14 protein-coding genes are annotated in these 17086 nt (G+C 73.6%); 9 read left to right on the top strand and 5 right to left on the bottom strand.

The genetic code is table 11. The features are described 5' to 3' along the window. Positions 1 to 111 precede the first annotated feature (111 nt). The 5 genes from mtrA (at position 112) to hpf (ending at position 5975) form a co-directional block, all read left to right on the top strand. Positions 112 to 801, top strand: coding sequence for an MtrAB system response regulator MtrA (gene mtrA, locus ABT006_RS05320; RefSeq protein ID WP_089001893.1), 690 nt, complete (start codon positions 112 to 114; stop codon positions 799 to 801). Positions 802 to 813: 12 nt separating this feature from the next. Next, positions 814 to 2601: an MtrAB system histidine kinase MtrB gene (mtrB, locus tag ABT006_RS05315; protein WP_350703177.1), complete on the top strand. Its 1788-nt coding sequence runs from the start codon at positions 814 to 816 to the stop codon at positions 2599 to 2601. After that, complete coding sequence (locus ABT006_RS05310; protein ID WP_350703175.1) at positions 2598 to 4382, top strand: LpqB family beta-propeller domain-containing protein; 1785 nt, start codon at positions 2598 to 2600, stop codon at positions 4380 to 4382. The genes mtrB and ABT006_RS05310 overlap by 4 nt, the downstream gene beginning before the upstream one ends. After that, a complete protein-coding gene (locus ABT006_RS05305) occupies positions 4382 to 5086 on the top strand; it encodes a ComF family protein (protein WP_350703173.1) in 705 nt (234 codons plus the stop codon). Before ABT006_RS05310 ends, ABT006_RS05305 begins: the two co-directional genes overlap by 1 nt. Positions 5087 to 5336: 250 nt before the next feature. Beyond that, positions 5337 to 5975, top strand: coding sequence for a ribosome hibernation-promoting factor, HPF/YfiA family (gene hpf, locus ABT006_RS05300; RefSeq protein ID WP_350703171.1), 639 nt, complete (start codon positions 5337 to 5339; stop codon positions 5973 to 5975). Between the two features lie 97 nt (positions 5976 to 6072). Here the strand turns inward: hpf and ABT006_RS05295 are convergent, their stop codons facing one another. Together ABT006_RS05295 and ABT006_RS05290 are read right to left on the bottom strand one after the other, a co-directional pair. Next, complete coding sequence (locus tag ABT006_RS05295; protein WP_350703170.1) at positions 6073 to 7182, bottom strand: GNAT family N-acetyltransferase; 1110 nt, start codon at positions 7180 to 7182, stop codon at positions 6073 to 6075. Continuing rightward, positions 7179 to 8342, bottom strand: coding sequence for a GNAT family N-acetyltransferase (locus ABT006_RS05290; RefSeq protein WP_502890853.1), 1164 nt, complete (start codon positions 8340 to 8342; stop codon positions 7179 to 7181). Before ABT006_RS05290 ends, ABT006_RS05295 begins: the two co-directional genes overlap by 4 nt. 161 nt (positions 8343 to 8503) lie before the next feature. Between ABT006_RS05290 and secA the strand changes: the two genes are divergently transcribed. Then, a complete protein-coding gene (gene secA / locus ABT006_RS05285) occupies positions 8504 to 11425 on the top strand; it encodes a preprotein translocase subunit SecA (RefSeq protein WP_350703166.1) in 2922 nt (973 codons plus the stop codon). A gap of 77 nt (positions 11426 to 11502) precedes the next feature. Here secA and ABT006_RS05280 read toward each other — a convergent pair whose 3' ends face one another. Beyond that, a complete protein-coding gene (locus tag ABT006_RS05280) occupies positions 11503 to 12105 on the bottom strand; it encodes an Rv3235 family protein (RefSeq protein WP_350703164.1) in 603 nt (200 codons plus the stop codon). A 102-nt stretch (positions 12106 to 12207) separates the two neighbouring features. Next, the gene (locus ABT006_RS05275) at positions 12208 to 12435 is read right to left on the bottom strand and encodes a helix-turn-helix domain-containing protein (protein ID WP_350685633.1); all 228 of its coding nucleotides are present in this window, start codon (positions 12433 to 12435) and stop codon (positions 12208 to 12210) included. Positions 12436 to 12651: 216 nt separating this feature from the next. Between ABT006_RS05275 and ABT006_RS05270 the strand changes: the two genes are divergently transcribed. After that, positions 12652 to 13161 (top strand): DUF6912 family protein, encoded by a 510-nt coding sequence (locus tag ABT006_RS05270; RefSeq protein WP_350703162.1) that lies wholly within the window; start codon positions 12652 to 12654, stop codon positions 13159 to 13161. Between the two features lie 7 nt (positions 13162 to 13168). Here the strand turns inward: ABT006_RS05270 and ABT006_RS05265 are convergent, their stop codons facing one another. Then, complete coding sequence (locus ABT006_RS05265; RefSeq protein WP_350703160.1) at positions 13169 to 14242, bottom strand: hypothetical protein; 1074 nt, start codon at positions 14240 to 14242, stop codon at positions 13169 to 13171. Between the two features lie 246 nt (positions 14243 to 14488). On the opposite strand from ABT006_RS05265, the gene pruA reads away from it, so the two are divergent. Together pruA and ABT006_RS05255 are read left to right on the top strand one after the other, a co-directional pair. After that, positions 14489 to 16117 (top strand): L-glutamate gamma-semialdehyde dehydrogenase, encoded by a 1629-nt coding sequence (pruA, locus tag ABT006_RS05260; RefSeq protein ID WP_350703158.1) that lies wholly within the window; start codon positions 14489 to 14491, stop codon positions 16115 to 16117. 104 nt (positions 16118 to 16221) lie between these two features. Beyond that, positions 16222 to 17025 (top strand): tryptophan 2,3-dioxygenase, encoded by an 804-nt coding sequence (locus tag ABT006_RS05255; protein WP_350703156.1) that lies wholly within the window; start codon positions 16222 to 16224, stop codon positions 17023 to 17025. The last annotated feature ends 61 nt before the right edge of the window (positions 17026 to 17086 follow it).

Below are 17086 nucleotides of genomic sequence, written 5' to 3'. Positions count from 1 at the left end.
CGCCGGGGCGGCGACGCCGGCGTCGGTTGCTGGGCGGCGGCGTCCCACGGCAGTACCGTGCCGGGTGACGCGGATCCCACCGAAACTGAACGGGATGGAAACATTAACCCCATGAGAGCCCGGGTACTGGTGGTCGACGACGACCCCGCGCTCGCCGAGATGCTCGGCATCGTCCTGCGCAGCGAGGGGTTCCTGCCCTCGTTCGTCGCCGACGGGGAGCGGGCCCTGGCCGCGTTCCGCGAGAACCGGCCGGACATCGTCCTGCTCGACCTCATGCTCCCCGGCATGAGCGGCATCGACGTGGCGCGGTCGATCCGGGCCGAGTCGGGCGTGCCGATCGTCATGCTGACCGCCAAGAGCGACACCGTCGACGTGGTCCTCGGCCTGGAGTCCGGGGCCGACGACTACGTGGTCAAGCCGTTCAAGCCCAAGGAGCTGGTCGCCCGGATGCGGGCGCGGCTGCGGCGCGGCGAGGACGTGGCCCCCGAGATGTTGACCATCGGGCCGCCCGGCAACCAGATCACCATCGACGTGCCGGCGCACACCGTCAGCCGCAACGGCGAGGAGGTGAAGCTGACGCCGCTGGAGTTCGACCTGCTGGTGGCGCTCGCCCGCAAGCCGCGCCAGGTGTTCACCCGCGAGGTGCTGCTGGAGCAGGTCTGGGGCTACCGGCACGCCGCGGACACCCGGCTGGTCAACGTGCACGTGCAGCGGCTGCGCGCCAAGATCGAGCCGGATCCGGAGCGACCGGAAATCATCCTCACCGTGCGGGGCGTGGGCTACAAGGCGGGCACCGGATAGCCTGGTCACACTGTGGCCACCTCCCCGATTCCGGACCCCCAGCCGACAGCTCCGCGCTGGCGTGTCGCCGCCGTGCGGGAGCTGTGGCGCGGCCTGAGCGGCCGGTCCGCGCGCCTGCTGGCCGGGCTGCACCAGACCTGGCGGCGGTCACTGCAGCTGCGGGTGGTGACCATCACACTGGTCGCGTCCAGCCTGCTGGTGGGCGGTTTCGCCTACCTGATCGCCGACAAGATCACCAGCATCCTGGTGGACAACGCCGAGACCGACGTGCGGGTGCGGCTGGACAGCGGCGCGGCGTACGCGGCCAAGCAGTTCGGTCTCTACAACCAGCCGCAGGACGCGCAGTTCCAGGAGACCGTCGACGGCACGGTCAACTACCTCGCCGGCGGTGACCCGCAGCAGACCACCGGCGTGATCGTGGCGCTCACCGCCGACAACCACACCGGCGTCATCCAGCCGCGCTCCTCGCCCGCGGTCAACGTCCGGCCGCTGATCAGCAGCGAGCTGCGCGCCACGGTCGCCGGGGGCAAGATGGCCAGCCAGATCCGCACCGGCCGGCTGGACGGGGAGCGCACGAAATACCTGGTCTACGGCTCGCCCGTGCCGACCAAGTTCGGCCAGGTGGAGCTCTACTACCTCGTGCCGCTGACGCGGCAGGACGACACGGCCGCCGACGCCCGCGCGACGGTGGTCGCCACCGGCGCGGCCCTGGTGATCCTGCTCGGCCTGCTCGCCGGCCTGGTCACCCGGCTGGTGGTGACCCCGGTGCGGGTGGCCGCCCGGACGGCCCAGCGGCTCTCCGCCGGCCTGCTCGACCAGCGGATGGCGGTCAACGGTGAGGACGACCTCGCCCTGCTCGCCGCGTCGTTCAACCAGATGGCGACCAACCTCCAGCGCCAGATCCTGCGGCTGGAGGAGATGTCCCGGCTGCAACGCCGCTTCACCTCCGACGTGTCGCACGAGCTGCGCACGCCGCTCACCACGGTCCGGATGGCCGCCGACCTGATCTTCTCCGAGCGGGACGAGTTCGATCCGGCGGTGGCGCGCAGCGCCGAGCTGCTCCAGGCCGAGCTGGACCGCTTCGAGGAGCTGCTCACCGACCTGCTGGAGATCAGCCGCTTCGACGCCGGCTTCGCGATGCTGGACGCCGAGCCGACCGACCTGGTGCCGGTCGTGCACCGGGTGGCCGACCGCCTCGCCGGACTGGCCGAGCGGGTCGGGGTGCCCATCGAGCTGGACGTGCCCGCCACGCCGGTGATCGCCGAGGTCGACCCGCGGCGGGTCGAGCGCGTGCTGCGCAACCTGGTCGGCAACGCCGTGGAGCACGGCGAGGGCAAGCCGGTGCTGATCACCCTGGGGATGGACGACACGGCCGTCGCGATCACCGTCCGCGACCACGGGGTGGGCCTCAAGCCCGGCGAGGAGAAGCTGGTGTTCAACCGCTTCTGGCGGGCCGACCCGTCCCGGGCGCGGCAGACCGGCGGCACCGGGCTGGGGCTGTCGATCAGCCTGGAGGACGCCCGGCTGCACGGCGGCTGGCTGGAGGCGTGGGGCGCGCCCGGGCAGGGCGCCCAGTTCCGGCTCACCCTGCCGGCCCGCGCCGGCGACCGGTTGACCACCTCGCCGCTGCGGCTGGTCCCGGCCGACGCCGCCCTGCCCTTCGGCGGCCCCCGCGAGGGCGGGCTGCTGGCCATCGGCCCGGGCAGCGGCGGCGTGCTCGCGGTCGGCCCGGCCGACGGCGCGGTGGCCGCCGGGCCGGGGCGGCAGGGGACCGGGGGACGCGCGGAGGTGGGATCGTGAGGCGGCACCTGCTCGCCGTGGTGCTCGGCGGCGCACTGCTGCTGGCGGGCACGGCCGGCTGCGGCATCCCGGCCAACACCGAGGTCCGGGTGGAGGGCGCCGGGCCGGCGGCCGAGGCCGGCTCCACCAGCGGCATCCGGGGCGAGCCCCCGAATCGCAGCGCGAGCGGCGGCGAACCGGAGCAGTTCGTCAAGAACTTCCTCTCCGCCGCCGCCGGCGAGCCGGACGGGGCCTACCAGCGGGTCCGGCAGTTCATCACGCCGGAGGACCACGACCGCCTCCAGGTGAAGGAGGGCAGCGAGGTCGCGCTGACCGTCGTCCGGCTCACGGAGGCGCCGGTCATCGTCAACGACCCGAACAAGACCGACGTCACCCTCAAGGTGCAGCAGGTCGGCCAGCTGCGCGCCGACGGCACGTTGGCCCCACCGGAGACGAGCACCACGTCGTACACGTTCGAGCTGCGCACGCAGGAGGGCCGGGCGAACGCGGGCCTGTTCGTGGCCAACCCGCCGAACGTGCTGCTGCTCAGCGTCGACGCGCTCGAGGCGTACTACCAGAGCCGGACGATCTACTTCTGGAACTCCGGCCGCACCCGGCTGGTGCCCGACCAACGCTACCTGCCCCTCGCCGTGCCCGACGAGCGGCTGGTCAGCGAGGTGGTGAAGTGGCTGACCGCCGGCCCCTCCCCCTGGTTGCGCTCCGCGGTCACCGGGCTGCCGGACGGCACCCGCCTGATCAACAACGCCACCCGGACGGAGGGCCGCTGGGAGGTCGACCTGGAGATGCCGGACGAGAAGGTCCGCCTGGAGCAGCTCGCCACGCAGCTCGCCTGGTCGCTGCCCGACGTCGACGGGCAGCTCGAGATCAAGATCCGTACCCAGCCCCGGAAGGACATCCCCGACCTGGAGGCGCACCGGCAGGCGAACCCGGTGTACCGGGTCGGTGGCGGCTTCCAGCGGTTCTGCGTCTACGAGGGCGCCGTCCACCCGCTGTCCGACGCCGCCGGAACGATCGTCACGGTGCCGGTGGCGGCCGAGGAGAACAGGAACGTCGTGACGGCGGGGCTCAGCCGCGCCGAGGACCAGATCCGGGCGGCACTGGTGGTCACGGAGGCCGGCCGGCAGTGGCTGTCCGTCGGCGCCGGGCTCGACCCCGTCGCCGTCTTCCACCGCAGCGCGAAGGGCTACGGCACGATCGGCCGGCCGGTCTGGCTGCGCTCGACGGACCGGGGCGAGCCGGCCGGGTTGGTGGTCGCCGACGGCGCTCTCTACCGGTTCGACGCCCAGGCGCAACTCACCCCCGTGTCGCTGGGCGTCTCCGGCACGGTGACCGCGGTGGCCGCCTCGCTGGACGGGCACCGGATCGCCGTCATCGCCGGCGGCGGGCTCTACGTCGCCGCCCTGAGCCCCACCGAGGGCGGGGTCACCCTCGGCCCGGCCCGTCGGCTGCCCACCCGGCTGACCGGCCTGTCGGCCGTCGACTGGTACGGCGAGGACAAGCTGCTCCTCGCGGGGGAGGTCGGCCGCCCGGCGGTCTACGAGGTCAGCGTGGACGGCACCCGGGACACCCGGGTGGAGGACAAGATCGGCGCCCGGGTGACGCACCTCGCCGCGTACCCGGCCAACACGGAGGTGCCGCGCGGCGCGGCGATGTACGAGGCGAACGGGGTGGCGTACGGCAGCGCTCCGTTCGAGCGGATCCAGCCCGAGCAGGTGCAGGTGTCGCCGCCCTCGACCGGGACGCGTGCCGGCAACCCGACCGCCCCCTTCTTCCTCTACTGATGCCGGGCCTCGGCGGGCTCTGGTCGGACCTCACCGACCTGGTGCTGCCGGTGGAGTGCGCCGGTTGCCGGGAACGCCGGCCGGGGCTGCGGCACGGCGTCTGTCCGGAGTGCGTGGCGGCGCTGGACGCGCTGCGGCCTCGGGCGGTACGCCCCACCCCGGCCCCGCCCGACCTGCCGCCCTGCGTCGCCCTCGGCCCGTACGCGGGCCCGCTGCGGGAGGCGCTGCTCGCGTACAAGGACCACGGCCGGCACGGGCTGGCCCGGCCGCTCGGCGCGCTGCTCGCCGAGGTCGTGGCGGCGGCGGTCGGCGAGACACGGCCGGTGACGCTGGTGCCGGTGCCGGACACCGCGGCGGCGGCCCGCGCCCGGTACGGCGACCACCTCGGCCGGCTGACCCGGCACTGCGCGGACCGGCTGCGCCGGGCGGGCTGGCCGGTGCGGGTGCGCCGGCCCCTGCGCGCCCTGCCCTGCCCCGACTCGGTGACGCTGGACAGCGCCGGGCGGGCGGCGGCGGCCGAGTCCGCCTTCCGGGTCCGCCCCCGGGTCGCGCCCGCCCCGGACGGGACCGCGGTCGTGGTGCTCGACGACATCCTCACCACCGGGTCGACCCTCGCCGCGGTGGCACGCGCGCTGACCGTGAGCGGGCTGTCGCCGACGGTCGCCGCCGTGCTCGCCGCGACCGAGAAACGGCACCGGTCGTAACCGATCGTGTTTCCGTTTCACCCGTTGGTGTATGAGGTGTGAAAAATTTCTGGCCGTCTCCGCGACCGGGGGTGACGGCCGGGCGAACAGGAGTTAGCGTTTGCCTGTCGGGGGTAGGAGGGTCTTCCCACCCGCTCCCGGCGGTGAAAGGAGGCGTAGCCGCACTGACCGGTCGACGCCGAGTGGGACCTCCCCCAGATGCGCGCGACCGGATGCCGGATCGAACGACCGTCCGAACTAGGGAGGTCACGTGGACATCGTGGTCAAGGGCCGTAACGTCGAAGTGCCGGACCATTACCGGGTGCACGTAGCGGAGAAACTCGCAAAGATCGAACGCTACGACCACAAACTTATTCGTGTCGATGTCGAGCTTTTTCACGAGCGGAATCCCCGCCAGGCGGACCACTGCCAGCGCGTCGAGATCACCTGCGTCTCCCGGGGCCCGGTGATCCGGGCGGAGGCGTGCACGAACGACTTCTACAGCGCGCTCGACGCGGCCATCGCCAAGCTCGACACCCGGTTGCGCCGGGCGGCCGACCGCCGCCGCGTCCACCGGGGTCGGCACGCCCCGCTCTCCGTCGCCGCCGCCACCGCCGGCCTGCCGGTCGCCGACCTCGACGCGCCCCTGGGGGCGTCCGTCGATGGCGCCCGCGCCGGCACGGCCACGGCCGTGGCGGAACGGGTCGAGGAGGAGCACGAGGATCAGCCCTGGCACATCGCGCGGGAGAAGGTGCACCCCGCCGAGCCGATGACCGTCGACGACGCCCTGTTCCAGATGGAACTCGTCGGCCACGACTTCTACCTGTTCCAGGACAAGGAGTCCGGCCGACCGAGCGTCGTCTACCGGCGACACGCCTACGACTACGGCATCATCTCCCTCGCCCTCTGATCCTCCGACGCCGTGGTGGCGGCCCGTGCCGCCACCACGGCCGACGGACGTCGGGCCTCCGGCCCACCGCACGGCCTGAGGTGCGACCAGGCGCGGGTCAGCGGATTTCGTCGGGGAGCAGCCCGAAGACCAGGTCGTCGATCCGGGTGCCCGCCAGCCCCGGCAGCCGCCCGCGCAGCAGCCCCTCCCGGCGGAAGCCGACCTTCTCCAGCACCCGCTGCGACGCGACGTTGCCGGGCAGGGTGGCGGCCGTCAGCCGGGCGGCCCCCGCCGGCCCGAACGCCCAACCGGCGAGGAGCCGCACCGCCCGGGTGGCCAGCCCACGACCCCGCGCGGCGGGCAGCAGCGCGTAGCCGACGCCCGCCTCCCCGGCGGCGGCGTCGAGGTAGGACATCCCGCAACTGCCGACCGGTTCGCCGGTGGTCGCGTCGAGGATCAACAGCCGGGCGATGGTGCCGGTCAGCCACCCGCTCTCCGACAGCCGGCAGCGTCGCGTGATCGCCTCCCGGGTGGGCGGCACCGGCGGGGCCTGGTTCGCCACCACCTCCGGCAGGGTGTGCAGGTGGTACATCAGGTCGACGTCGTCCGGGCCGAGCGGGCGCAGGGTCACCACGCCGTCGGTGAGCCGGCCGTCGGGCAGGTCGGGCAGCAGCCGGGGGGTGGGGCCGGGCGGGTCGTCGGCGAGGCGTACCCAGGCCATCAGGTCCGACCGGCCGCCGCCGCGGAGCTGGCCGGCCGCCCGGCGTACCCCCTCGTGGCGGAAGCCGGCGGCGAGCGCCACCCGCTGGCTGGCCGGGTTCTCCGCGTGGGTCAACAGCTCCAGCCGGTCGAACCCGCACCGGAACGCCGAATCGGCCAGGGCCCGCGTCGCGGCGGTCGCGACGCCGCGACGCCGCGCCCAGGGCGCGACCCAGTAGCCCACCTCGGCCTGCCGGCGCGGCGTCACGACCTGGCCGAGGCCCGCCCCGCCGACCAGCCGGTCGGTGGCGCGGTCGGCGATGGCGTACGCGGCCCCGCCGGCGGTCCAGGCCGCCGGGGCGCCCTCGGTGATCCACCAGTGGGCGTCGGCCTCGGTGTACGGCTCCGGCATGCCCGGGTTGAACCGCAGGTTGACCGGGTCGGCGCAACCGGCGGCCAGGTCGGCGGCGTCCTCGGGGCGGAACGGCCGCAGCCGCACCCCGTGGGCGTCGATCACCTCGGGCGTCACGTCAGGTCCCCGGCGAGCAGCGCGCCGCCCCAGGCGTCCACCCGTTCGCCCCGGTGCGTGAGCCCGCCCCGGGCGGTGCCCTCGACCGTGAAGCCGGCCTTCTCGGCGACCCGGCGCGAGGCGGTGTTGCCGACGTTGGCCCGCCACTCGATCCGGGCCAGGCCCAGCGTGGTGAAGCCCCAGGTGGCGAGGGCGGTCAGCGCGGCCGGCATGAAGCCCCGGCCCCGGCTCGCCGGCGCGGTCATGAAGCCGACGTCGGCCAGCAGCGGGTCGACGGGGGAGAGCCGCAGGTCGATCGAGCCGGCGTACCGGTCGTCGGCGTCGGCGATCACGAAGCAGGCGCTGGTGCCGGCCGCCCAGGTGCCGCGCGAGTAGACCAGGTAGGACTCGGCGTCGGCGGGATCGTACGGGTCGGGCACGGTGGTCCACCGGATGGTCTCCGGGTCCCGGCAGGTCTCGACGACCGATTCGAGGTCGCGCTCCTCCATCGGGCGCAGCCGCAGCTCACCGCCGCCGGCGGTGGCGAAGAGGACGGGCTGGGGGCGGCCGAGGACGGCGGCCCGCCGGGTCTCCAGGGTGCCGGGCCCGGCGGGCCCGGTCTCGCCGGGGGCGGGCACTTCGCCGGGGAACAGCGAGCCGATCCAACCGTCCGGCCCGCCGTCCGGCGCGGGGTTGGCCAGCCGCAGTTGCCCCTCGACGCGGAAGCCCGTCCGGAGCGCGACCAGGCGGGAGGCGTGGTTGCCGACCTCGGCCTGCCAGATCAGCCGGCGCAGTTTCCGCGTGTCGAAGGCCCAGCGCGCGACGGCCCGGGCGGCCCGTACGGTGACGCCCCGGCCCCGGGCCCAGGGCGCGGTCCAGTACCCGATCTCGCCCGTGCCGAGGCCGGGGTCGATCGAGACCAGCCCGCAGGAGCCGAGCACCTCGCCGGTGGCGGGGTCGCAGACCGCGAACGGCGCCCCGGTGCCGGCCGCCCAGTCCCCCGGGGCCACCTCGGTGACGAACCTGTGCGCGTGTTCGGGCAGGTACGGGCGAGGTACGGTGGTCCAGCGCTGGATGTCCGGGTCCTGGCACGCCCGGTGCACCGCGTCGGCGTCGGTCGCCCGCCAGGGTCGCAGCAGCAGGCCGTCCTCGGTGATCTCCACGGGTTCCACCCGAGCCATCGTGCCGGATCGTTCGCGTACGGCGTAACCGGATTACGGCGGAGGCGGCGCGCGTCGAGCGAGTTATGTCGGTTTCGCCGGGTCGGAGGGCCGCCACCAGTGACCATCGCGCCGATGGAGCGCCTACGATGGTTCGAGACTGTCTAGGGGAGCGTTGATCCGTGTCGATTCTGGAAAGGGTCCTCCGCGCGGGCGAGGGCCGTATGGTGCGCCGGCTGAAGGCCATCGCCGCCGCCGTCAACTCGATCGAGGACGACTACGTCAACCTCAGCGACGACGAGCTGCGCGGCATGACCGACCAGTTCAAGGAGCGGCTCGCGGACGGCGAGACCCTCGACGACCTGCTGCCGGAGGCCTTCGCGGTGTGCCGGGAGGCGGCCGCCCGGGTGCTCGGCCAGCGCCCGTACGACGTCCAGGTGATGGGCGGCGCGGCGCTGCACTTCGGCAACATCGCCGAGATGAAGACCGGTGAGGGCAAGACGCTGACCTCGGTCATGCCGGTCTACCTCAACGCGCTCTCCGGCAAGGGCGTGCACGTCATCACGGTCAACGACTACCTGGCCCAGCGCGACGCCGCCTGGATGGGGCGGGTGCACGAGTTCCTCGGCCTCACCGTCGGCGTGGTCCTGCCCAACCGGCCGGCCGTCGAGCACCGCGCCGCGTACGAGTGCGACGTCACCTACGGCACGAACAACGAGTTCGGCTTCGACTACCTGCGCGACAACATGGCCTGGTCGCGGGACGAGCTGGTCCAGCGCGGCCACAACTTCGCGGTGGTCGACGAGGTCGACTCGATCCTGATCGACGAGGCTCGCACCCCGCTGATCATCTCCGGCCCGGCCGAGCACTCCGCCCGCTGGTACACGGAGTTCGCGGGCGTGGTGGCCCGGCTCCAGCCCGGCAAGGACGGCGAGGGCGACTACGAGGTCGACCACGCCAAGCGGACCATCGCCGTCACCGAGCGCGGCGTGGCGAAGGTCGAGGACCGGCTGGGCATCGACAACCTCTACGAGTCGGTGAACACCCCGCTGGTGGGCTACCTCAACAACGCCATCAAGGCCAAGGAGCTCTTCAAGCGCGACAAGGACTACATCGTCAGCGACGGCGAGGTCCTGATCGTCGACGAGTTCACCGGCCGCATCTTGCACGGACGCCGCTACAACGAGGGCATGCACCAGGCGATCGAGGCCAAGGAGGGGGTGGAGATCAAGCAGGAGAACCAGACCCTCGCCACCATCACCCTCCAGAACTACTTCCGCCTCTACGAGAAGCTCTCCGGCATGACCGGTACGGCGCAGACCGAGGCCGGCGAGTTCAACAAGGTCTACAAGGTCGGTGTCGTCACCATCCCGACCCACCGGCCGATGGTCCGGCAGGACCGGCCGGACGTGATCTACAAGACCGAGAAGGCCAAGTTCAACGCCGTGGTGGAGGACATCGCCGAGCGGCACGCGGTGGGCCAGCCGGTGCTCGTCGGCACCGTCTCGGTGGAGAATTCCGAGATCCTCTCCCAGCTCCTGCGCCGCCGTGGCATCCCGCACTCCGTGCTGAACGCCAAGTTCCACGCGCGTGAGGCCGAGATCGTCGCCCAGGCCGGCCGCAAGGGCGCCGTCACCGTCGCGACCAACATGGCCGGCCGCGGCACCGACATCCTGCTCGGCGGCAACGCCGAGTTCCTCGCCGCCAACGAGCTCCGCCAGCGTGGCCTCGACCCGATCGAGCACGAGGAGGAGTACGCCAAGGCGATGGAGGAGGTCCTGCCCAAGTGGAAGCAGGCCTGCGACGTCGAGGCGGAGGAGGTCGCCGACGCCGGCGGCCTCTACGTGCTGGGCACCGAGCGGCACGAGTCCCGCCGGATCGACAACCAGCTGCGTGGTCGTTCCGGCCGGCAGGGTGACCCGGGCGAGTCCCGGTTCTACCTGTCGCTCCAGGACGAGCTGATGAAGCGCTTCCGCTCCGGGGCGGTCGAGGCGGTCATGGAGCGCTTCAACATCCCGGAGGACGTGCCCATCGAGTCGAAGATGGTCACCCGCCAGATCAAGAGCGCCCAGGCCCAGATCGAGGGCCAGAACGCCGAGATCCGCAAGAACGTCCTCAAGTACGACGAGGTGCTCAACAAGCAGCGCCAGGTGATCTACGCCGAGCGCCTGCGGGTGCTCAACGGCGAGGACCTCTCGGACCAGGTCCGCAACATGATCGACGACGTCGTCGAGGCGTACGTGCGGGGGGCCACCTCCGAGGGCTACGGCGAGGACTGGGACCTGGAGCAGCTCTGGTCCAGCCTCAAGCAGCTCTACCCGGTCGGCGTGACGATCGATGAGCTGGAGGAGGAGGCCGGCGGGTCCCGGGCGGGCATCGACGCGGACTTCCTGCTCGCCCGCCTCAAGGAGGACGCGCACGCCGCGTACGACCGGCGCGAGGAGCAGCTCGGGGCGGAGGGCACCCGCGAGCTGGAGCGGATGGTCCTGCTCCAGGTGATCGACCGCAAGTGGCGCGAGCACCTCTACGAGATGGACTACCTCCAGGAGGGCATCAGCCTGCGGGCGTACGCCCAGCGCGACCCGGTGGTGGAATACCAGCGCGAGGGCTTCGACATGTTCGCCACCATGATGGACGGCATCAAGGAGGAGACGGTCGGCTTCCTCTACAACGTCGAGGTCCAGGTCAACGAGCCGGAGCCCGCGGCCGAGGAGGTCAAGCTGCTCGACAAGCCGGTCGAGATCCGGGCCAAGGGCCTGGGCCGGTCGCCGCAGCAGCAGGGCCTCCAGTACTCGGCGCCGACCATCGACGGCGAGGCCGGCGCGGGTGCGGTGGCCGTCGAGCGCGCCGACGAGCAGGCGCCGGCGCTCGGCGTCGGCCGGCCGGAACCGGCCGCCCCGGCCGCACCGGGGACGACGGCCCCCGCGGCGCCGCAGCGCCCGGCGACGGGCCTGCGCGGCCCGGCCGTCGCGGCGAGCGCCGCGCGGCGTCCGGCGCCGGGGCAGGCGGAGGCCGGCAACGGCCCGTCCCGCAACGCGCCGTGCCCGTGCGGTTCCGGTCGCAAGTACAAGCGCTGCCACGGCGCGCCCAACGGCGGCGCCTGATCGACAGGTGAGCGGGGCTGCGCCCCGCCGGAGCGAATCGAGCCGCGGTCCTCGCCGACCGCGGCTCGATCCGTGTTTCAGAGCACCTGGAGGGCGGTGCAGAGCCAGGTGCCGCGGCGGTGCTCCAGGCGCAGCGCCATCGCCCAGGTGCGCCCGCCCGCGCCGGCGAGCACCGCGGCCGCCTCCACGGCGGCGGCGCGCGGCTCGCAGACCCGCAGCCGACGTAGTCGTACGGCGGGCCGGGTGGACCGGCGACGCGCCGGGCCGGACCGGGCGGTGGCGCGGGCGAGCTCGGGCAGCAGCCCGGCCGCCCTGGCCGGGTCGAGCAGCGGGCGGAGCTGCCCGGGCGGACGGTAGCCGTTGAGCACCTCCAGGCAGGTGCTCACGAAGCGGTGGGCGGCCCGGGTGGCCTCGGGGGTGGCGGTCACCAGCGCGCCCGGGGGCAGCGGGGCGGCGGGCCCGCGGCCGGGTCCCGCCGGGGCGGGCGACACCCGCGCCCGGCGGCCGGGCGGCCGGTCGGGGTCGCGGCGGGCCGGCTCGAACAGGTCGAGGACGAGTTGGGCGTGCGCCGGGGCGGGCCAGTGTGCGGCGTCGTCATCGGCGAACGGCGGCTCGAACGAGGGCGCGGGGCGCAGCCGGACGGGAGGGCGCGGCGGGCCGGGACGGCGCGAGTCGGTCATCCGGACCTCCCATGATCTTGCGTTTACCTACGTTTGCCTTCGACTGGCTCCATTCTCGGACACGGCAGAGCCGATGGTCAATGGCTGGGGGCGTTCGGGTGGTTACTCCGGGTCGCGTTCGGCCAGCGGGTTGCTCCGCACCCACTCGGCGGTCTCGGCGTACTTGCGCTCGATGTACTCCTCCAGCCGGGCACGCTCCACGCGCCACTGGCCACGCCCGCCGATCTTGATCGCCGGCAGCTCGCCGCTGCGCACCATGTGGTAGACCTGCGAGTCCGACACGTTCAGCTCGGTGGCCACGTCGGAGAGCAGCAGGAACCTCGGTTCCACGGAAACTCCCGGGGTCGGCGTCGTTTGGCTCAGTTTGCCACCGACTGCCGACGTCGCCCAGCCGGCGGACGGGACCTGCGGCGACGCGTCCGGCGGGACACACCGGCCGGGAGCTTCCGTCGCGCAGGTGCGAGGTGTATGACGGTCACGGCGTACGGCATGATCGGCGGCGGACCGGCGGAGGCCGGCGGCGGACCTGAGCGGGGGAGACGACCGGTGACCGAGGAGCTTGTCCGGGTGTACGTGCCGGCGACCGTCCCGATGCTGACCCTCCTGCGCGGGCCGGGGCTGCCCGTGGCCGCCGCGCACGCGGTGACCCCCGCCCTGCGCGAGTGGTACGCCGAGGGCGACGAGGAGGAGTTGGAGTACGTCGCCTTCACCCGCGCCGCCCAGGACGCGCTGCAACTGCTCCGGGCCGATCCCGACGCGCCCCGCCGCCGCGTGGTCGTCTCGGTGGACCTGCCCGCCTCGGCGGTGGGCCGGGGCGACGGGGAGCTGGGCTCCAGCGCGGTCGAGCTGAGCGCGCCCGTGCCCGTCGCCGCCGTCGCCGCGATCCACGTGGACGGCGCCGACGCGGTCGAGGACGTGGCCGCCGCGGCGGAGGTGGTCACCGAGGCCCTCGCCGGCGACCCGGACGCCCAGTTCACGGTCGACGGGGCCGAGGACCACGAGCTGGAGTGGTACGACGTCTCCGAGCTGGACCTGCTGCTCCGCGCCGCCTCCTGACCCCCCGTCAGCGGGTGGGGGCGGCCTCGGCCGGCTCGTCGTCGTCGGCGTGGGCCGGGCCCAGGGTGCGGCCGAAGGCGATCATGGCGGTCAGCGCGCCGACGAAGAGCACCCAGATGCCGTTGTCGACCCGGGAGGTGCCCAGCGAGGTCTGCGCCACCGCGTCCGCCTCGCTGAGGGCGCCGGCCAGGTCGAGCAGGGAGCGCCCGCCGACCCGGATGATCACTTCGGCGAGGAGCAGGAGCAGGCCCGGGCCGGCCCCGGCCAGCAGGTACGCCGGCCAGCGCGGCGCGGGCGTCGCCGCGTCCCGCCGGGCGGCCTGGCGCCGGGCCCAGGTCAGGTAGCCGAAGGCGAGCAGCCCCGCCACCAGGCCGGCGAGCAGCGACTCGGTGCGCGACACCCACTTGGCGGCGGTGAGCAGCGACTCCTGGCTGTCGCCGGCGCCGAAGAGGTCGAACAGGGGGTCGCGGGCCCGGCTGAAGGCCACCACGAAGACGAGCGTGCCGAGGGCGGCGGCGACCACGGCACCGACCACGGGCGCGCTGCGGGCGCCGGCGATGGCGCCGCCGATCGTCGCCGCGGCGGCGGTGGTGCCGGCGATCACGTTGGTGGTCGCGTTGTCGGCGTACGTCAGGTTGATCGCGAACGCGGCGGCCAGCGCCACCAGCAGGCCGGTGCCGATCGCGGCCACGAAGCGCAGGGTCACCCGGTCGCTGCCCCGGCGGGCGAGCAGGTCGACGCCGAAGAGGGCGAAGGCGGCGCCGGCGACCAGCGCGGCCGAGATCACCCCCGGCAGGGCGAACGCGGAGAGGCTGATCGCGGTGATCCCGGCGGCCGCCGAGTCGATCGCCTCGCGGGTCGACCAGAGCATCGCGGTCAGCCAGCCGAGCGCCAGGAGCGCGAGCACCGGTGCGCCGGGCGCGAGCGCCGGAGCGACCCCGTCGCCGTCGGCGGCCGGCCGGTCCGACCCGTCGGCGTCGGCCGGGCCCGGCTCCCGCCCCGGTCCGGCAGCGGTGGCGTCGTCGGCCGGAACCGGCTGGTCCGATTCCGCGGCGGCGGAGCTGCCGGGCTGCTTGGTCATCCTCATCCCTCCGACGGACGCCCGGCCCTCGGCGGGCCGGCAGTTCACCGGCCACCCAGCGTACGCGCCCGCCGGGCCCGCCCCGGTCGGTCGGTGGTGGGGGTGGGGTGAGGGCCGCGCCGTGAAACAATCGGGCGAGGTCCCGCCGCCGCGACCGGTCCACCCCCGCGGCGTCCGGCGCCGGTCGTCCGGCCGGTGCCCGCGGGTCCGATTTCGCCACCGCTGTCGAGATCGCCAGGAGCCCTGATGGACGCCGTGTTCTCCGTACCCGAGCCGCGCAACGAGCCGGTGCGCAACTACGAGCCGGGCAGTGTCGACCGGGAACGGCTCCAGCGGCGGCTGGCCGAGCTGGTCGCCGAGCCGATCGACCTGCCGATGACCATCGCCGGTGAGCAGCGGATGGCCGGCGGCGAGTCGATCGACGTGGTGCAGCCGCACAAGCACGCGCACGTGCTGGGCGTCACCGGGCACGCCGACCACGAGGACGCCCGCGCGGCGGTCAAGGCCGCCAAGGACGCCGCCCCGATGTGGCGGGCCCTGCCGTTCGAGGAGCGCGCCGCGATCTTCCTGCGCGCCGCCGAGCTGCTCGCCGGCCCCTGGCGGGACACCCTGAACGCGGCCACCATGCTCGGCCAGTCGAAGACCGCCATCCAGGCCGAGATCGACTCGGCCTGCGAGTTCGTCGACTTCCTCCGGTTCAACGTGTACTTCGCCCGGAAGCTGCTGGAGGAGCAGCCGATGTCGTCGCCGGGGGTGTGGAACCGCTTCGACCACCGCCCGCTGGAGGGCTTCGTCTACGCGATCACCCCGTTCAACTTCACCGCGATCGCCGGCAACCTGCCCTCGGCGCCGGCCCTGCTGGGCAACACGGTGGTCTGGAAGCCGGGCCCGACCCAGCAGTTCGCCGCGCACTTCACCATGCGGCTGTTCGAGGCGGCCGGCCTGCCCCCCGGCGTGATCAACATGGTCACCGGGCGTGGCGAGGAGGTCTCCGACGTCGTGCTCGCCGACCCGGACCTGGCCGGCATCCACTTCACCGGTTCCACCAAGGTCTTCCAGCACCTGTGGAAGACCGTCGGGGAGAACATCTCCCGCTACCGGGGCTACCCGCGCCTGGTCGGCGAGACCGGCGGCAAGGACTTCGTCGTCGCGCACACCAGCGCGGACGTCGACGCCCTGCACACCGCGCTGATCCGGGGAGCCTTCGAGTACCAGGGCCAGAAGTGCTCGGCGGCCTCCCGGGCGTACGTCCCGCGGTCGCTCTGGGAGGGCGGGCTGCGCGACCGGCTGGCCGCCACCACGGAGTCCCTCACCTACGGCGACGTCACCGACTTCGGCAACTTCGGCGGCGCGGTGATCGACGCCAAGGCGTTCGATCGGCACACCGCCGCGCTGGAGCTGATCTCCGACGACGACGCCTGCCGCGTGCTGGCCGGCGGCACCGCCGACGACTCCGTCGGATACTTCGTCCGGCCGACGCTGTTCGAGTGCACCGACGCGGCGCACGAGACGTTCACCACCGAGTATTTCGGGCCGATTCTCGGCGTGCACGTCTTCGACGACGCCCGCTTCGACGACGTGGTCGCGCAGGCCGAGTCGATCGCGCCGTACGCGCTGACCGGGTCGATCTTCGCGACCGACCGCCGGGTGGTCGACGCGGTGGCCGAGAAGATGCGGTACGCCGCCGGCAACTTCTACATCAACGACAAGCCGACCGGCGCGGTGGTCGGGCAGCAGCCCTTCGGCGGTGCCCGGGCCAGCGGCACCAACGACAAGGCCGGCTCCTGGCACAACCTCGTCCGGTGGATGTCGCCCCGGACGATCAAGGAGACCTTCGTCGCGCCGACCGACCACACGTACCCGCACATGGGCTGAGGCGTCAGGAAGGGCCCTTCCCGCCGTTCCCGGACGGGAAGGGCCCTTCCCCGCACGGTGGCGGGGAGAGGCGGGGGCGGCCGGGCGGCGGTACCGTGGCCGCTGTGACCCACCCCACCCCCGCGCACGACCCCCGCTTCGGCGAGCAGGGTGGCCTGCTCACCTACAGCGACTATCTGCGGCTGGCCGACCTGCTCGCGGCACAGGTGCCGGAGTCCGACCCGGCCTCCCACGACGAGCTGCTCTTCATCACCATCCACCAGGTCTACGAGCTGTGGTTCAAGCTGCTGCTCGCCGAGCTGACCGACGCCCGGGACCGGATGCTGGCCGGCGAGACCTACCTGCCCCGGGTGCGGCTGGAGCGCTGCCACGCGGTGGAGCGGGTGCTGATCGGCCAGGTCGACGTCATCGACACGATGACCCCGCAGGATTTCCTGGCCTTCCGCACCAAGCTGGCCCCGGCGTCGGGCTTCCAGTCCGCCCAGTTCCGGGAGATCGAGTTCCTCTCCGGCCTGAAGGACCCGGACTACCTGCGCCGGTTCCGGGGGCTGCCCGCCGTCGAGCGGGAACGGCTGGAGCGGCGGCTGGCCGAGCCGAGCCTCTGGGACGGCTTCCTGGCCGTGCTCGGCCGGGCCGGCTTCGATGTCTCCGAGGCGGAGGCGCGCTTCGCGGCGTACGCGACGATCGCCGCCGACCGGGAGCGGTTCGGGCCGCTGTGGGACCTCGCGGAGGCGCTGGTCGCGCACGACCAGGCGTTCTCGCTGTGGCGGGCCCGGCACGTGCTGATGGCCGAGCGGCAGATCGGCACCAAACCGGGCACCGGGGGCTCGGCCGGCGGGGCGTACCTGCGTTCCCGGGTCGAGAGCCGCTTCTACCCCGAGCTGTGGGAGCTGCGCAGCCGGCTCTGAGACATCGACGCTCCGGCGCGGACTGTCTCGCGCCGACAGTGCACATAGGAAGCCCTACCGG

Source organism: Micromonospora sp. NPDC002717 (genome assembly GCF_040295705.1).
Classification (GTDB): domain Bacteria; phylum Actinomycetota; class Actinomycetes; order Mycobacteriales; family Micromonosporaceae; genus Micromonospora.
The sequence above is the reverse complement of the archived record's forward strand: the minus strand, read 5'-3'. Positions and strand labels throughout refer to the sequence as shown.